Below are 16,157 nucleotides of genomic sequence, written 5' to 3' on the forward strand. Positions count from 1 at the left end.
CATGGTGGACATAACCGATAAGTCAGAGCACGCGGTCCAACTCAAGCATGTATATTACGGACAGGGCTGTACGAACGTGCTCAAAGACGTCTCGCTGGCGATCCCCCATGGGCAATGGGTATGCATCGCCGGAAGGAACGGGGCAGGCAAGTCCACGCTGATTCGCCTGTTAAACGGACTTCTCCTCATGAGTCGGGGACGGATTCTTATTGATGGTCTGGAATTGAACGGCCGTACGCTGGGTGAAATTCGCCGTCATATTGGCATGGTGTTTGCCAATCCTGACGATCAGTTTGTTGGCCTCACCGTAGAGGATGATATTGCGTTTGGCCTGGAAAATCTGTGTCTGAGCCGGGAAGAGATGCTGCAGCGGATTCGGACCTATGCGGAGCGGCTGGATATCGTCCATCTGCTCCACCGCCATCCGGCTACTTTGTCCGGTGGACAGAAGCAGCGCGCTGCCATTGCTGCCGTGCTGGCGATGGAGCCTTCTATCATTGTCTTGGACGAGGCAGCTTCCATGCTTGATGAGAAGGCTAAGAATGAGCTGCTGGGTTTCATGCGAACCATGCATGCCGAAGGCCGATATACCATCATCTCCATCACCCATGACGTAGAGGAGATGGCCGAAGCAGACCGGATGATCGTGTTGGATGGCGGAATGGTCACGGCAGACGGAAGTCCAAGGGAGCTGCTGCTGCAGGAAGAGCTGCTCCAGCGTTGCAGGCTAAAGGTTCCTTTTGCCCTCCAGCTATGCAGGGAGCTGAAGGCGCGGGGGATTGATATCGGTGAGCTGGTTAGGGAGAAGGAGGTGCTGGAGGCGTTATGGTCATATCATTCGAAGAGGTTTCTTACCGCTACCGGGACCGGGGGATGAGCCCTATTCTTGGACTCGACGGTCTTAATCTGGAGCTGGAGGAAGGCGGAATGATTGCCGTCCTCGGTGCGCCGGGTTCGGGAAAATCAACGCTTCTCCAGCATATGAACGGATTGATACGGGCAGATGAGGGCTTGATTCGCATATTGGATTTCCGCCTTGAATCGGGTGACAGCAAGAAAGTCCCTGCCGGTCTGCGGCAGCGCGTCGGCCTGGTGTTCCAATACCCGGAGCAGCAGCTGTTTGAAGAGACGGTGGAGAAAGATCTGCTGTTCGGGCCGCTTAACTTCGGGCGGAGTCCAGCCGAAGCTGCCGAGGCGGTCCTCAGAGCGGCTTCCTTCGTCGGATTAGACGAGGAGCTGCTGGCGCAGAGTCCATTCAAGTTAAGCTCGGGCCAGATGCGAAAAGCGGCCGTGGCTGCCGTATTGGCGGCTGACCCCGACATTTTGGCTTTGGATGAGCCTACGGCCTCCCTCGACCCTGCCAGCCGTGAGGATTTGATGGGGCGGCTGCATGGATTAACGAGGACCCAAGGCAAGACGGTTCTCATCGTCACCCACCGGCTGGAAGAAGTCGTGGCCTACGCGGACGAGTTCGTTGTAATTAGAGATGGCAGCGTCGTATTTCAAGGAACTGCCAAAGAGTTGGTACACCGGCAGGAGGTGCTGGAGCAGGCGGGACTGATGGCTCCGTCGTCCGTGCGGATGGCGGGCAAGCTGGCAGCTCAGCTTGGAGTACAGCCTCCGGAGATGCCACCGGATGCGGCGGCGCTGGCGGATTGGTACGCAAGCCAGCTTGAAATATAGGGCAGGGCGAAGCAGAGGCGAAAGGAGGAAGCATGGATGAAGCGAAAAATCATCCTGGGCCGATATATGGAAGGTGATTCATGGGTTCACCGTCTGGATCCGCGTGCCAAGACGGCTGCCATGCCGCTCTTTATGGTAGCCGTGTTCCTGGTAGACGGATATATGGGGGTGCTAGCGCTGCTGCTGTTCACTGCGGCGGTGATCCGGGCTACGAGAATCCCGTACCGTTATTTCATTAGAGCCATGAAGCCGCTGATGTTCCTAATATTGTTCATCCTGGTATTTCATCTTCTCTATGACGCGGGAGGCGGGAAACTGCTGGATGTGGGCGCGTTCAAGGTGTATACCGGCGGATTGGAAAAAGGCATCGTGTCCGCATCACGGATGGCGCTCTTCATCATGTTGGCGGCGGTGCTGACCTTCACGACCCAGCCGGAGCAGCTGGCCCAGGGGCTCGGCAGCCTTCTGCGGCCCCTGACCTATATCGGCGTGCCGACCGATCGACTGGTGCTGATGCTCGGCATTGCCCTCCGGTTCATTCCGACCATCTTCGAGGAAGCGGAGCGGCTGTGGAAGGCACAGCAGTCCAGGGGACTGGACCTGTCGTCGCGGTCGCTGAAGGAGAAGGCGCGGCTGATTATTGCCCTGCTGGTGCCTGTTACGACAGGCGCGTTCCGGCGCGCCATCGGACTTGCCGATTCCATGGAAGCCAGAGGCTACCGGCTGGGTGCGCCGCGAAGCAGATTCAGGGCATCTGTATGGAAGCGGGCGGACACGCTGTTTGTTGCATTGTTCCTGCTGCCTGTGGCCGCAGCCGCGCTGCTGTAGTTTGGGGCTTGAAGGAAATGAAAACCGCAGTCAATCCTTAAGGACTGAATGCGGTTATTTTACTTGAATTTTATAGGGAAGGCTTCACAAACACTCGTGGACGAGTTGCTGCAGCTTGTTGGCTCTGATTCGTTTCCAATGTCTGTTAATAGTTTTGAGAATTCACCCAGATAGGGCTGCAAGACATGTTTATTGTTATTGATTTTCCCTTGAACGATCCCAGCAAACCGTCCATTCTCCGTCACGTCTTTTGCGGTAACGAGTTTCCCATTCTTGTAATTCTCTACTCTATAGTATTCTTCATCCTCGAAACGTTGATCCACTCCGGTATAGAGCTCCATCACCTCATCCGCATTAATGCATCGGCATCGGCGTATTCGTCGGCTCGATCCCTTGGTAGGCCTGATCCACGGACTGCCGGATTCCCTTCATGCTGGACATATGCGAAAGAGGCGTATCGGGATTCAGCAGGTAGTCGCTTTTTCCGTCGGATCGGTCTGCAAGCTTTTCCGCATACAGGACATGTTCTGCAATATCCTTTCATAATCGAACAGGGATGCATCCATCATGGATGCATCCCTGTTCATTTTGAGTATATGGATTCATGTCTTTAGGGCAGAAAATAATGGAGCAGGACCTGCAAATCATGCTGGGCCGGATGATCCGTAAAGTCGCCGATCATTCGCTGAGCCTGTTCCGCATACGATCGGGCAAGCGCCTCGCTTTGCTCAATGGCACTGCTTGCGGCAATGCGATAGATGACTTCATTCATGTCAGCCGCCGCAGAGTGGGGGCCAAGCTGTCTGATTCCAGGTGCAAGGGCTGGATCGTTGAGGGCGTAAATCACCGGCAGCGTAATGTTGCCATTTCGCAGGTCTGCGCCAGCCGGCTTGCCGATGGCCTCCTTGGGCTTCGTGAAATCGAGCAGGTCATCCCGGATTTGAAATGCCATGCCGAGCGACTCCCCGAATTGAAACAGCCGTTCAGCGGTTCTCGCATCCGCTTTGGCTGCTTCCGCGCCCGCTTTCAGGCAGTGGGCCATCAGCAGGGCGGTTTTGCAGCGCGTTTTCTCCAAATACTGCTCCAGCGTCAGTTCATAGTTAAAGCGGTGGTGCAGCTGATCGTATTCTCCCATACAGAGCTCGGTTACCAGAGCCGCAAGTTCGGCTAACCGGTAAGCATCCTCCTCGGAGACGCCATCACTACTCCTGTCTGACTCGTCATTCGGATTACCTGCGGCCCATTCGATGGCACGGGCAATCATGTAATTGCCGATATGCACGGCCGTCTGGACATCCGTGGTTTCATGCAGGGTCGGTAGCCCTCGCCGCATATCGGATTGATCGATGATGTCATCGTGTACCAGCGAGGCCATGTGTAAATATTCAAGCAGCACGGCGGTTTTCATTACGGCTGGATCATGCCCGCTTTCCCCGAAACGGCTGCCGAGCACGACCATGAGCGGACGCAGCCGCTTGCCGCCGGCGTCAATGAGATCTATGACGCTGCTCAGCACAACAGAGGGAGGAGTGAGGTCACGGTCTGAGGTGACCACCTCCCGGAGCAGATTGTCGAAGGAAGCGAGATCCACTCCCATTTGGTTATGAATGTTCATTTGCATCATCGCTCCTTTCCCAGATGGCTCCTTACGCGCTCCGTTGTTCCAGATAGCTGCGGATTTCGCGCTTTAGCTCTTTAAGCAGGGTTTCGGGTGAAACGTTCTTCATTAGATTCAGCTGCATGCGTTTATGAAAGGGGAGAAGCCGGGACAGCAGCTTCCATTCCTTCCGTTTGACGGCAATCCGGTACATAAGCCCGGTTAAATAATCGCCGTCCAGCAGCATGCGCGTCAATCTCTCGTTGTCCTGTGCCTGCAGCTTGCCGTGCTTACTTAGAGCGGAATGAATCAGGATGCAGCATGCCAGCACCGTCATTTTCCGGGAATAGGCCAGTTCATAAGCGTTGAGCATATCGGCAATGTCCCTCACCGGCCTGTTATCCATCTCCATCCAATCGATATCCGTTCCGGAATCGATATGCGACCGAAGCAGGTCGATCGTATCCTGTAATAGCTTCATATCCATCGTTATTGACTCCTTCCGGAAGGCTCGTGTTGATTAAGAGTGTGAATGACGGCAGAACGGCCTATGAACCGAATCGGCAAGCATGATAAGACAAGCCGATTCTCTCGAATGGTGAAGGATTAGTCCGTATACACGTACCATCGCCTTACGATCGGAATTCGTTTCCATACCTTCTTCAGCCAAGGATATACATAGTAGTCAAGTCCGAACGTGCTGCCCGATCCGCCGATTAAGGCGATCCCAGCTGCCAGATACCACAGCATTTCGTTAGGTGCCATACCTGATACCCAAACCATCGCGCCCATGGCAACGCTAGCTACGGCTGCAGGTGCCGTGAACAATCCGACGATCAGCAGGATGCCGACGATCAGCTCAGCCAGGACCATCGAGGTCTGAAACACATAGGCGAGCGAAGTATAGCCGCCGTCGCCGGTGTAAAACATCAGGTCCATCGACCAATCGACAATGGATTTCATGAAACCCGGAACCGGCAGGGCGGATACCGCTTCTGCGGTATAAGCGGAGGCGGCGGAGACCGCGTCAGCCGCTCCAGCTCCGGCTGCTCCGGCAGCATCGGCGCCGGCAGCAGACGCTGCGCTTACGCCATCGGCTGCTTTGGCAGGAATAAGGAACACCTTATTCGGATCCTCAATAATCTTGTGGATTTTATCCCATCCCTGAGAGAGCCACATCCATCCGGCAAAAATCCGCAGCGGAACGAGCCAGAAATTCGGAGACCGTTTGGCAAAATGTCCCCCCACGAAGCTGCGATTGTTCCGAACATGGAAGAATTCATGCAGCAGGTAATGGTATACCTTGTTGAAGCCGCAAACCTGAAACAGATAGAGCATATTGATCATATGTTTGACCAGCATAGCCATGAAGCCGCTGAGCCTGAACATGTGGCCAGGAACACCCACGTTAGCTACTCCGTAGCGGCTGCCGATACAGACCATCGTTCCGTGGAACGTCGGTTTGTAGGATTTCATCGGTTTGTTCAATAGTTCAGCCACAATGTTATGTGCGATGACTGGGGCTGCGAGTTCCGCATTTTCTACCATTTGAGGTACGGGTGCAGCCGCGCCCTCAGGAATGTAGAAAATATTGTCCCCGACGACATAAACGTTCGGATGGGCAGGAACTTGAAGCTTGTCGTTGGTCAAAATACGCTTGCGGCCTTTTTGCTCGACATCCATATTGCCAACTACGTCGGAACCCTCAACCCCCGCGGTCCAGATAACCGTACGGGATTTGATGTCATTGCCGCCGACGGTAACGCCGTCCGGTTTAACTTCTGTAATCTTCGAGCCTGTGATGATATTGACATCCATTTTGCGCAGCCGTTTCTCGGCTTTGCGGATTAACGGTTCGGGCAGGATCGGCAGGATCTTGTCGACCATGTCGGCGACATGAAGTGTAACCTCGCTTGGATCGACGTAGAACTCTTTGCATAATTGTTGAGTGAATTCGGCCAGCTCGCCGATCATTTCGACCCCGGTGAATCCACCGCCGACCACGACAAAGGTCAGCATTTCTTTGCGGACCTGCGGGTCGCGCTCCAGTACTGCTTTTCGGAACATATTCAGGGTATGTTCCTTCAAGCGGACCGCATCATCATACGACCATAAGGTAAAGGCGTGTTGATCTGCGCCCGGTATGCCGAAGAAGGTTGGCTTGCTGCCTGTTCCGATGACCAGATAATCATAGTTATAGGTTTGTTTCTCTCCACGGAGTGTTTGACCGTCAAAGTCAATGCCGCCGATTTCATCCAGCACCACGTCTACATTGCGGAATCCGGAGAACACTTTTTTCAGATCGATTTTGATGGAATCTTCTTCGACCCGATTCGCGGCCACTTCATGCAGCTCGGTCAGCAGTGTATGATACGGCTTGCGGTCGATGAGTGTTATCCGCAAATCTTTCTGTTTGCGCAGTCGTTTAGCCAGCTTCTTGGCGGTAAGTATACCGCCATATCCGCCGCCCAGCACGATAATCTGTTTCATGCGAATCTCCCCTCAAGGAATAGTTGTCTTATATCTATCGCTCTTGTGCTTATTTGGCGCCTTCGAGTGCTTTCGTTGCCAGCTCTACAAATCCGCTGACGTGGATCGACACACCGGAAATGGCATCGGTTTTGCCGTCTTCAGCCGTTACGATTGCTTGCGGATCTTGCTTTTCAATCAAATACTGCTCGGCTTGATACGCCTGTTCATGCCATTCGGATTGAGCTCCGCCGTTCTTCATGCCGTATTCACCGGATTTGGAACGGGTAACTTTATCGGTACCGCCGTCTTTATGAACGCCGTTCCAGCTAACCGTGGCAATCTTGCCGTTAATAACGGTAACGTCGACGGTTTCTTTCCAGCCGGAATTAGCGTCGAAATCTGCCGCTTCTGCGTGATAGCTGCCGTCTTTGTATGGTCCTGCTTCAACAGGTCCCGCCGCCAGCGCTTTTGCTGCCAGTTCCGTAAATCCGTTGACATGGATCGATACTCCGGACACGGCATCCGTGCGGCCTTCATCGTTCAAGGTCAAACCTTCAACCGACTGCTGAGCCACCAGGTATTCCTCCATTTTAGCTGCCTGCTCATGCCATTCTGCTTGAGCGCCGCCTTTTTCCTTCATACCGTAGAAGCCTTTTTCGGAAAATGTCTTTTTGTCCAAGCCGCCGTCCTTATGAAGCCCGTTCCAGTTGGCGCTGACGATCTTGCCGCCTTCGACCTTAATCGCAACGAGTTCTTTCCAGCCGGAGTCTTCGGCAAACTCGCCTTCAGCGTAATATAAGCCGTCCTGCAGGGTTCCTTCTTGTGCAGGCTGTTCCGCATTACTTGTGTTATCCGTGTTTTGGCTCTCTGCTGGTTTGTCCGTATTAACCGGCTCATTGTCACCGTTGCCTCCGCAGCCGACAAGCAGCGCAAACATCAACATGACGGAGAGGGATAGAGAGAGTGTCCTTTTCATTCTGGTTTCCTCCTAATTTTGTGAATTACTTCACAAATATTGTTCTTGAGTTCATTTTATTCTTAAAAAGAATAGTTATCGGTGAAAAAAATCACAAATAGTGTCGGTGCTTCATGTTCGAGGTGATCCTGTTGATTTATATGAAGGATCATAGGTCAGATAATGCCTCGAATGTCATCCAGCGAATGGATGCCTTCGCTTTCCATCAATTCAATCAATTCTTCGGCCAGGGTATCACCGGCCCGCAAGTTGATGAAATTGTAGGTCCCGATCTGTACAGCAGCGGCGCCTGCCATGATGAATTCGAGGATATCCTCGGCGCTGCTGATGCCGCCGATTCCAACGACCGGGATGGATACCGACCGTGCCACCTGATGGACCATGCGGAGCGCGATCGGTTTAATTGCCGGCCCGGACAGCCCGGCGTAGGCTCTGTCAAATACGCTTCGTCGCTCCCGTATATCAATCGCCATCGCTTGGATCGTATTGATGAGCGAAAGACCATCAGCGCCTTCAGCTTCACACATGCGGGCCATTTCCTTTAAATCCCTTGCACCGGGAGAGAGTTTAACAAGCAGAGGCAGCGTGGTCGCTTTCCGGACTGCGCGAACCACCTCTTGAGCCTGCTCATTCTCAACGCCGAAGGCCAGCCCGCCTTCCTTGATGTTGGGGCAGGAGATGTTGAGCTCAATCATGTCGACAGCTCGTTTGCCGGATGACCGTAACTTGAGGCTGGCTTCGGTAAGCAGCTCGGCGCCCTCCGTATATTCCCGTATGGTGCCGCCGCCAAGATTGACAATGACTGCAGCCCCGTGTGAGGTCATCTCGGATAATTCATGCTCCAGAAAAGCGTGGATGCCCGGATTCTCAAGGCCAATGCTGTTCATGATGCCGGATGGCGTTTCATAAAGCCTTGTTCCAGAATTGCCGATTCGTGGAGTCAGGGTCAGTCCTTTGGAGACAATGCCTCCAAGCTTGCGAAGCGGATACAGATCCGCATACGGTTTGCCGAATCCGAACGTGCCCGATGCCGCCAAAATCGGATTCGCCAGCGGGACGCCCGCCAGTTCACAATCGATGGAGATCATTCCAGTTCACCTCCTTCGCCGGAAATACGGGGCCGTCGGTGCATACCTTGCGGCTTGCGCCAGCGGAGGTTAACGTGCAGCTGTTGCATGCCCCGATGCCGCAGCCCATTCGCTTCTCGATGGCGACGTGAAGCTTGGCGTTAGTACTCTCCGTTTTTTGGGCCAGACTGTGCATCATGCCAACCGGTCCGCATGCGAATATCGTGTCATAGCGGCTTGGGTCCACTGCATCTACAATGGTTCCGCCGGATTTGACGGTGACATTGCGGCTGATCTCGTGGAATCCGGTGACTCCGAAAGGTACGCTGGTGTATCCCAGATATACGTTGGCCTCGGGTATTTCCTTAGCTGCCAGCAGCAGCGGGGCTACACCAATGCCGCCTCCTACCAGTGCCGTCCGGCCTTGGGGCTTGGGGAATCCTTGCCCGAAAGGTCCTTCCAGCTGAATCTTGTCACCCGCTTGAAGCGCCGACAGCAGCCATGTACCGGTTCCCTGCACGCGATACAAGAAGGAAACGGAGTCCTCCGTCAGGTTATGAACGCTGATCGGTCGTGACAGCACGGGATAGGTATCCCAGCAGCGAAGCATGAAGAACTGTCCCATTCGTGCCGAATAACTGCCTTGAACGGTAAGTCGATATATGTGATGGGCCAGTCTGACATTTTGAATAACAAGGGCCACGTTCTCATTCTCCTCCCTTGGCGTACTTTTTCCGCCCGCTATGTTCCTTGATACAGTATCATAGACCGATAACGCTACCTGTGACATTTCTCATATTCGGGCGTTGTCAGGGCTTGATACCTTTTGTATACATACACGAGACAAAAAAGGATGGGGATCATACATGAGAACACTGGTCATCGTTGCACATCCGGGTCTGCATGAGGGATCACGGATCAATCGCGAACTAACCGAGACGGTGAGACATAATCATGAGGTGACGGTGCATGACCTCTATCAGCGTTATCCGGATGGACATATCGATATCGAGGCCGAGCATCAATTGCTGCTCCAGCATGAACGCATCGTGTTTCAATTCCCTTTCTGGTGGTACAGTTCACCGCCCCTTTTGAAGCATTGGTTCGACGAGGTGCTAACTTTCGGATGGGCGTATGGTCCGGGCGGAGACAAGCTCCAGGGAAAAGAGTGGGGCGTAGCCGTTACGACCGGCGGAGCCGCGGAGGCCTACGGCAGCGAAGGATACAACCGCTACACGGTGGAAGAGCTGACCCGGCCCTATGAAGTGACGGCCAGCCTGGTAGGCGCGATTTATTTACCGATATTTACTGTTCATAATGCCATGCAGCTGACGGATGAAGAGCTGCGGCGTCATGCGGAGGATTTTGCGTTGCACGTTACAGGAGTGGTGAGATCCAGGTAAGGGTTGCTATTGAAAGCGTGCAGCTGCTGAAGTGATGGTTCGAATTAATATTCACGAATTCGGCCGTTTTCCAGAGGCATGTTGTTCCACGCGAAATCATGAACGATTCAAGCGTGTTTATCCATTCGTGAAAAGGAAAAACTGAATCGCTGTTAAATTAGCCTGGCGGTAGTAGCTGCCGGGCTTTTCGGTGTACTGGAAAATTTCTGTGGATTCCGAGCGATCAGGGGAAATTCCTCTGGGACTGCTGTGCTTCTGTTTATAGGCTACGCTGCTGTTCTCATAGAAAGGTAGGTGCGACGAGCGCTACGATTTGTTGATTAGAAGGTAGATGCATGAATCGCTATATAATCCGAAAACATTCGTTGCATTGTGGAGACGCATATTTTATACTCATATACATAGATTTACGATACATAGATTATCTAGGTATTGGAGTGATAGAGGAATGGGCATTAACAAAGAGCTGCTGAAAGGCAGCACCGTCATATTATTGCTTACCGTGTTGAACAAGCGGGAAATGTACGGGTACGAGCTGATCAAGGAGATTGAGCAAAGCTCGGATGGGGTGTTCCTGATGAAGGAAGGCACGTTATACCCGATTCTGCACACGCTGGAGGCGGAAGGTTGGCTGGATTCCTCCTGGAGCCAGCATGATGGACGCAAACGGAAATATTACCGGATTACCGAGCGCGGCAGGGAGCAGCTCCAAGAGAAGACCAAGGAGTGGGTCAAATTCCGTACGGCGGTGGATACGGTCATCGGGGAGGGAAGCTAGCGTGCGACCGGTTGAAGAATACAAGGTTGTTCAAGACTTCCTGACCCGGGTGTGCAGGCAGGTACGCGCAAGAGCCATGCATCCGGAAATCCGCGAAGAGCTGCTCGGCCATATCGAGGAGCGGACGGAGCTTCTGATGCTGGAGGGCAATGCGGAGGAGCCGGCGGTACAGGAAGCGGTGAAACAAATGGGGGATCCGGGGGATATCGGAAAAAGCTTGCATATGGCTCATCGGCCTCAGTTGGATTGGAAGCTGCTCGTTCTGCTGGCCTTGCTCTCGCTCATTGGATTGTTCGGGGCACTGAGTGTGGATTATGCAGGGACAGAAAAGATCACAGATATGTTTGGGAGAAAAGTTGTGTTCTTCGGTATAGGCTTGATTCTTCTCATCGCTTTCTATTTCCTGGACTACAGAAAGCTTAAGAAATACTCTGGGGTTTTGTTTTTTATCACGCTTTGCCTGATGGCACTTACGTTGATTCGGGGTGTTGACTTCAATGGACTAACGATATTCCTGGATTTCGGTCCAATCATGATCCCAATGCTCGGTGTAGCATCTGTTTTTCTTCTCCTGATTTCCTTGGCAGGCATGAAGCCTGCGACTCAGTGGGGGGTGTGGGAAAGTGTATTCCACATCCTGTATCGGGGTGTGCTGCCGATCGTACTATACAGTATGAGCGGTTCGATGGTATATATGTTCATCTATTTGCTAGGATTCCTGATACTGACCTGGACGAAAAAAAAGAATATTAAACAATTTGCGATGCTAACGCTGCTGCCGTTCATTGGATTGGCCTATATCTTGTTTACAAAAAGAATATACCTCATGTGGAGATTTGAGGGGCTCGCAGACCGTGAGGGGGACGGTGGTTATTTCATGCGGGTCATCGCGGATGCCGTTTCTTCTGCCGGTTGGTTCGGTCAAGGCTTTGCTGCAGCGAATCCGGGAATCCCGTACGTTTATAGCGACTCCATATACCCCTATCTGATATATTGCTTCGGCTGGATGTTTGGCATTGTGGTTGGAATGGTCGTTCTTTTGTTCCTAGCCAGAGTGTGGAGTATATCCAATGTACTTCACGATTCCTACGGGAAAAATATCGTGACAGGTGTCATCGTTGTGTTGGGCCTGCGCCTGCTCATGCCGATCATTATGGGATTGGGTATGGTCCCCGTTATCAGCCTGGACTTTCCTTTTATCTCGTATGGCGGCGTCAACAACATGCTGGATTTTGCCATGGTCGGCCTACTCCTCTCCATCTACAGACGCAAAAACATGATCCCAAGCGATGTGGGGCAGGCGGCCCCGATGAAGGTGGCTTAGCGGAATGGCCGACCTAGGCAGCTTATTTTTTTATCGAACAGACTTATCGTACAACACCTACTGTTTTTAACTCTCATAGATGACCAGATAACTCTCTTCGGATTGGCTCGGGTGGAACGGGATTCAATAAATCACGGATGTTCATCCGAGGTATGATTGAGCACCAGCACCCATCTTGAGGGGAGTTATCTTTTTTATCGTAATTTACTGTAAAAAGATTCATGTTTTAACTAAAAACCCCTATCTATATTCGAGGCTATGCCATCAAATTCATGAAATTCAAACGATAATTTATATCCTTGTCAAGGAGGAACCACATGCGGCAAATGGAGGAGTATATGGTTGTCCGGAAATTTCTGGACCGTGTGTGCAAGCAAGTGCGCACGAGGCAAATGCATCCCGAGATTCGAGAGGAACTGCTGGGTCATATTGAGGATCGGGCCAAACTGTTGATGCTGGAGGGCAATGCGGAGGAGCCAGCCGTGCAGGAAGCGGTGAAACAAATGGGGGATCCAGGGGATATCGGCAAAAGCCTGCATTTGGCTCATCGGCCTCAGTTGGATTGGAAGCTGCTCGTTATGCTGGCCCTGTTCCTAATCATTGGACTGGTTGGCATGGTGAGTGTTTATTACGCGGATGAAAGGTATTCCGTTAGCCTAGTCGAGAGGAAGTTGTTTTACTTCGGAATCGGAGTATTATTCCTGATAGGTTTTTATTTTCTGGATTATCGAAAGCTAAAGAAATACTCGGCCCCTGTGTTTTTCCTTATTGTTATTCTAATGGTCATTTCATTGGTATATGGACAACTGCACGATAGGAGAACTGCCTATATCAACATAGGTCCCATTGGAGTCAATATGATCACTTTCTCCTTGATACCGCTTCTGCTCGCTTTGGCAGGGATGAAGCCTGCCAGCCAGTGGGGACGGTGGGAGACGGTATTGAACATCCTCTATCGAGGAGTACTGCCTGTGGTTCTCTATAGCATAAGTAGCTCTATTATATACACCTACATCTATGTGATCGGGTTCCTGGTTTTGACATGGAGAACAAGTAAAAGCTTGAAACAATTTGCTATGATTTCCACGCTGCCATTTGCAGGATTAGCTATTTTCCTCTGCACCCGGACGGATCATTTACTGTTACGGTGGAGAGAATTTATGAACCCTTCAGCCAAAGAAATGTGGTATATGGGGAATAACGCAGATGCCATCCAAGCAGCAGGCTGGTTTGGGCAAGGTTTTGGTCAAGCTACACCGAAGATCCCATATGTCCTTTATGATAACGTGTTTCCATACCTCATCTATTGCTTCGGCTGGTTGTTCGGGATCGTAGTTGGCGTACTGATTCTGCTGTTTCTCGTTAGAATATGGAATATTTCTACGGTCCACAGGGATTCTTATGCAAAGTATATCGCTGCATTACTCATCGTTGTTTTTGGATTTCGGCTGCTATGGCCGCTACTCATGGGGCTCGGCATTCTTCCAAGGGTTACATTGGATCCACCCTTCTTCTCTTACAGCGGGATGAACCAAATCCTGGACATGGCAGCAGTCGGCCTGCTCCTCTCCATTTACAGACGTAAAAACATGATTCCAAGCGAGGTGGGAGAAGCGGCTCCTATGAAGGTGGCCTAGTTGAGGCTGAAGATCATCTTTCAATTCCGGTTAGCAGGATAAAGTTTTGCAAAAGAAAAAGCGAGAGCTTGATTCTCGCTTTTTTCTCGTTTATAGAGAGGTGTCGTTATCCGGTTCGGTGGCGTATAAGTTACACCTTCTCCAGCGCACCGGATGCGATTTCTTCGATATAGTGGCAGGCCGCCTGATGGCCTCTGCGCTCATCGACTTCCCGAAGCAACGGGGCCTCGGACCGGCAGAAATCCGTGGCATACATGCAGCGGGTATGAAACCGGCAGCCGGAAGGCGGGTTGATCGGGGACGGAACATCTCCCTTGAGAATGATGCGTTCCTTCTTGCGCTCGGGATCCAGCGTCGGGATGGCCGACAGCAGAGCGCGGGTGTAAGGATGCTGTGGGTGCCGGAAGAGGGAATGTTTATCCGCGATTTCCACGATCGTTCCCAGATACATCACGATAATCCGGTCGGAAATATGCCGGACGACCCCAAGGTCATGGGAAATAAACAGATAGGTCAGCTTGAATTCGGTTTGCAGTGATTTCATCAGATTGAGCACCTGTGCCTGGATAGATACGTCAAGCGCAGAGACCGCTTCATCGCTGATGATCAGCTTGGGATTCACGGACAAGGCGCGAGCAATTCCGATCCGCTGCCGCTGTCCGCCACTGAATTCATGCGGGTACCGATTGGCTTGATAGGCGGCCAAGCCCACCGTTTCCAGAAGTTCGATGGCCCGGCCCCGCCGATCCTTCTTGAGAACGACGTTTTGAATGTCCATCGCTTCTTCTAGGACTTGCAGCGCTGTTTTTCTAGGATTCAGCGAAGCATAGGGGTCCTGAAAAATCATCTGCAGGTCTTTACGCCTTCGGTTCATCTGCGCTTTATTTAGGGAAAGCAGATCGGTGCCTTCGAACACCACCTCTCCAGCGGTTGGTTCGTCCAACCTCAGGATAGCCCGGCCCGTGGTTGATTTGCCGCAGCCGGATTCGCCCACGATACTGACAGTTTCTCCCTCATGTACGGAGAATGAAATATCATCCACAGCTTTTACGAAGTTGACGGCACGGCCCAGGATGCCGCCCTTGATCGGGAAATACTGCTTGAGGTTTTTGACGGTTAACAACTCTTTGCTCATGACAGAACGTTCACCTCGCTTTCCAGCTCCCATTGATCGGTGTATTTCCAGCACCTGACTTGTTGGTTATCATCCAGCACATGAAGCTCCGGCAGTTTGTCATAGCACAGCTTGGCTGCATGGGGACAGCGGGGGGCGAAGCGACAGCCGTCCTGTGGGTCATATGGGCTTGGAACAGAGCCTTTAATCGGCTCTAGCGTTTCCTTATCGATATCATGCCGCGGCAGCGAGTTCATCAGGCCGATGGTGTAGGGGTGCTTCGGATGCTTGAAGAGGGTGCGCACATCGGTATACTCCACCACTTTTCCGCAGTACATGACCGCTACCTCATCGCAGGTTTCCGCAACGATGCCCAGATCATGGGTGATAAAAATAATCGACATCTGCAGCTTCCGCTGCAGCTCCTTCATCAGCTCCAAAATTTGAGCCTGAATGGTCACGTCAAGCGCTGTGGTCGGCTCGTCTGCAATGAGCAGATCCGGATTGCACGCCAGCGCCATGGCAATCATGACACGTTGGCGCATACCGCCGGACAGCTGGAAAGGGTACTGTCGGACTCTTTTTTCCGGGGAAGGAATGCCGACCAGTTTCAACATCTCGACGGCTTTGTCCATCGCTTGTTTTTTGCTCAGATTCTCATGGATTTGGTAGGCCTCCGCGATCTGATCGCCGACGGTGAAGACCGGATTGAGCGATGTCATCGGCTCCTGGAAGATCATCGAGATCTGATTGCCCCTTATTTTGCGCATCTGCCGGTCCGATTGTTCGAGCAGATTCACACCGTTATATAGGATTTGGCCACCGACGATTCGTCCCGGATGAAAGATCAGCCGCAGGATGGAGAGGGACAGTATGCTTTTGCCTGAACCGGATTCGCCCACGATGCCGAGCGTCTTCCCCTTGCGTACGGTAAGGCTGATATCATCCACAGCTTTCACTTCGCCCAGTTCGGTGAAAAAAGAGGTTTGCAGGTTCTTGATCGTAAGCAAACTTGATGTGTGCTGTTCCATCTTGTCTAAGCTCCCTTCGCTTTCAATTGGTCTTGGAATCATGCGTCCGTATGGACTCCAAAATGGATCGATTTTCGGTAAATAGCTTATCGTGTGTCCGCGTGACTCCCAAACAGCTAGATTCGTCTGGATTAGCATGTATGAGGACTGTAGTTCCGCTATTACTTTATTTTTTTCGTATTAGTGGAAGTACGAGGACATGAGAGCCGCTATTGCGAGAAATAGTTGGCTAAAATCGTGATTTTGG

15 protein-coding genes are annotated in these 16,157 nt (G+C 52.1%); 7 read left to right on the plus strand and 8 right to left on the minus strand.

Annotated elements, in window-relative coordinates; translation table 11 throughout:
* The first annotated feature begins 1 nt into the window (after position 1).
* The 3 genes from MHH48_RS02250 to MHH48_RS02260 are packed head-to-tail and all read left to right on the plus strand — an operon-like array spanning position 2 to position 2,511.
* Positions 2 to 877 carry an energy-coupling factor transporter ATPase gene (locus tag MHH48_RS02250; protein ID WP_076322472.1) on the plus strand — a complete coding sequence of 292 codons (876 nt, stop codon included), beginning with the start codon at positions 2 to 4 and terminating at the stop codon, positions 875 to 877.
* Positions 826 to 1,683, plus strand: a complete 858-nt coding sequence (locus tag MHH48_RS02255) for an ATP-binding cassette domain-containing protein (RefSeq protein ID WP_076322471.1) — start codon at positions 826 to 828, stop codon at positions 1,681 to 1,683. Before MHH48_RS02250 ends, MHH48_RS02255 begins: the two co-directional genes overlap by 52 nt.
* A 36-nt stretch (positions 1,684 to 1,719) precedes the next feature.
* Positions 1,720 to 2,511, plus strand: a complete 792-nt coding sequence (locus MHH48_RS02260) for an energy-coupling factor transporter transmembrane protein EcfT (RefSeq protein ID WP_076322470.1) — start codon at positions 1,720 to 1,722, stop codon at positions 2,509 to 2,511.
* Between the two features lie 610 nt (positions 2,512 to 3,121).
* On the opposite strand, the gene MHH48_RS02265 is transcribed toward MHH48_RS02260, so the two are convergent.
* From MHH48_RS02265 to MHH48_RS02290, 6 genes are all read right to left on the minus strand, one after another.
* Complete coding sequence (locus MHH48_RS02265; RefSeq protein ID WP_076322469.1) at positions 3,122 to 4,126, minus strand: polyprenyl synthetase family protein; 1,005 nt, start codon at positions 4,124 to 4,126, stop codon at positions 3,122 to 3,124.
* A 31-nt stretch (positions 4,127 to 4,157) separates the two neighbouring features.
* On the minus strand, positions 4,158 to 4,595 hold the full coding sequence (locus MHH48_RS02270) for a hypothetical protein (RefSeq protein ID WP_076322468.1): 438 nt from the start codon (positions 4,593 to 4,595) through the stop codon (positions 4,158 to 4,160).
* Positions 4,596 to 4,714: 119 nt separating this feature from the next.
* Positions 4,715 to 6,598 (minus strand): FAD-dependent oxidoreductase, encoded by a 1,884-nt coding sequence (locus tag MHH48_RS02275; RefSeq protein ID WP_076322467.1) that lies wholly within the window; start codon positions 6,596 to 6,598, stop codon positions 4,715 to 4,717.
* A 49-nt stretch (positions 6,599 to 6,647) separates the two neighbouring features.
* A complete protein-coding gene (locus tag MHH48_RS02280; RefSeq protein ID WP_076322466.1) occupies positions 6,648 to 7,556 on the minus strand; it encodes an FMN-binding protein in 909 nt (302 codons plus the stop codon).
* Between the two features lie 155 nt (positions 7,557 to 7,711).
* Entirely contained in the window at positions 7,712 to 8,644 is a 933-nt protein-coding gene (locus MHH48_RS02285; RefSeq protein WP_076322465.1) for a dihydroorotate dehydrogenase, read from the minus strand.
* A complete protein-coding gene (locus tag MHH48_RS02290; protein WP_076322464.1) occupies positions 8,625 to 9,326 on the minus strand; it encodes a dihydroorotate dehydrogenase electron transfer subunit in 702 nt (233 codons plus the stop codon). The genes MHH48_RS02285 and MHH48_RS02290 overlap by 20 nt, the downstream gene beginning before the upstream one ends.
* A 163-nt stretch (positions 9,327 to 9,489) precedes the next feature.
* On the opposite strand from MHH48_RS02290, the gene MHH48_RS02295 reads away from it, so the two are divergent.
* The 4 genes from MHH48_RS02295 to MHH48_RS02310 all read left to right on the plus strand — a co-directional run bounded on the left by MHH48_RS02295 (position 9,490) and on the right by MHH48_RS02310 (position 13,765).
* Positions 9,490 to 10,026, plus strand: coding sequence for an NAD(P)H-dependent oxidoreductase (locus tag MHH48_RS02295; RefSeq protein ID WP_076322463.1), 537 nt, complete (start codon positions 9,490 to 9,492; stop codon positions 10,024 to 10,026).
* A gap of 448 nt (positions 10,027 to 10,474) precedes the next feature.
* Positions 10,475 to 10,804, plus strand: coding sequence for a helix-turn-helix transcriptional regulator (locus MHH48_RS02300; RefSeq protein WP_076322462.1), 330 nt, complete (start codon positions 10,475 to 10,477; stop codon positions 10,802 to 10,804).
* A gap of 1 nt (position 10,805) precedes the next feature.
* Positions 10,806 to 12,128 (plus strand): FtsW/RodA/SpoVE family cell cycle protein, encoded by a 1,323-nt coding sequence (locus tag MHH48_RS02305; protein WP_076322461.1) that lies wholly within the window; start codon positions 10,806 to 10,808, stop codon positions 12,126 to 12,128.
* A 317-nt stretch (positions 12,129 to 12,445) separates the two neighbouring features.
* Positions 12,446 to 13,765, plus strand: a complete 1,320-nt coding sequence (locus MHH48_RS02310) for an FtsW/RodA/SpoVE family cell cycle protein (RefSeq protein ID WP_076322460.1) — start codon at positions 12,446 to 12,448, stop codon at positions 13,763 to 13,765.
* A gap of 130 nt (positions 13,766 to 13,895) precedes the next feature.
* On the opposite strand, the gene MHH48_RS02315 is transcribed toward MHH48_RS02310, so the two are convergent.
* Both MHH48_RS02315 and MHH48_RS02320 read right to left on the minus strand, forming a co-directional pair.
* On the minus strand, positions 13,896 to 14,900 hold the full coding sequence (locus MHH48_RS02315) for a dipeptide ABC transporter ATP-binding protein (RefSeq protein ID WP_076322459.1): 1,005 nt from the start codon (positions 14,898 to 14,900) through the stop codon (positions 13,896 to 13,898).
* Positions 14,897 to 15,910, minus strand: coding sequence for an ABC transporter ATP-binding protein (locus MHH48_RS02320; protein ID WP_076322686.1), 1,014 nt, complete (start codon positions 15,908 to 15,910; stop codon positions 14,897 to 14,899). The genes MHH48_RS02315 and MHH48_RS02320 overlap by 4 nt, the downstream gene beginning before the upstream one ends.
* Positions 15,911 to 16,157 lie beyond the last annotated feature (247 nt).

This window comes from Paenibacillus sp. FSL F4-0100, assembly GCF_037993005.1.
Lineage (GTDB): Bacteria > Bacillota > Bacilli > Paenibacillales > Paenibacillaceae > Paenibacillus_AQ.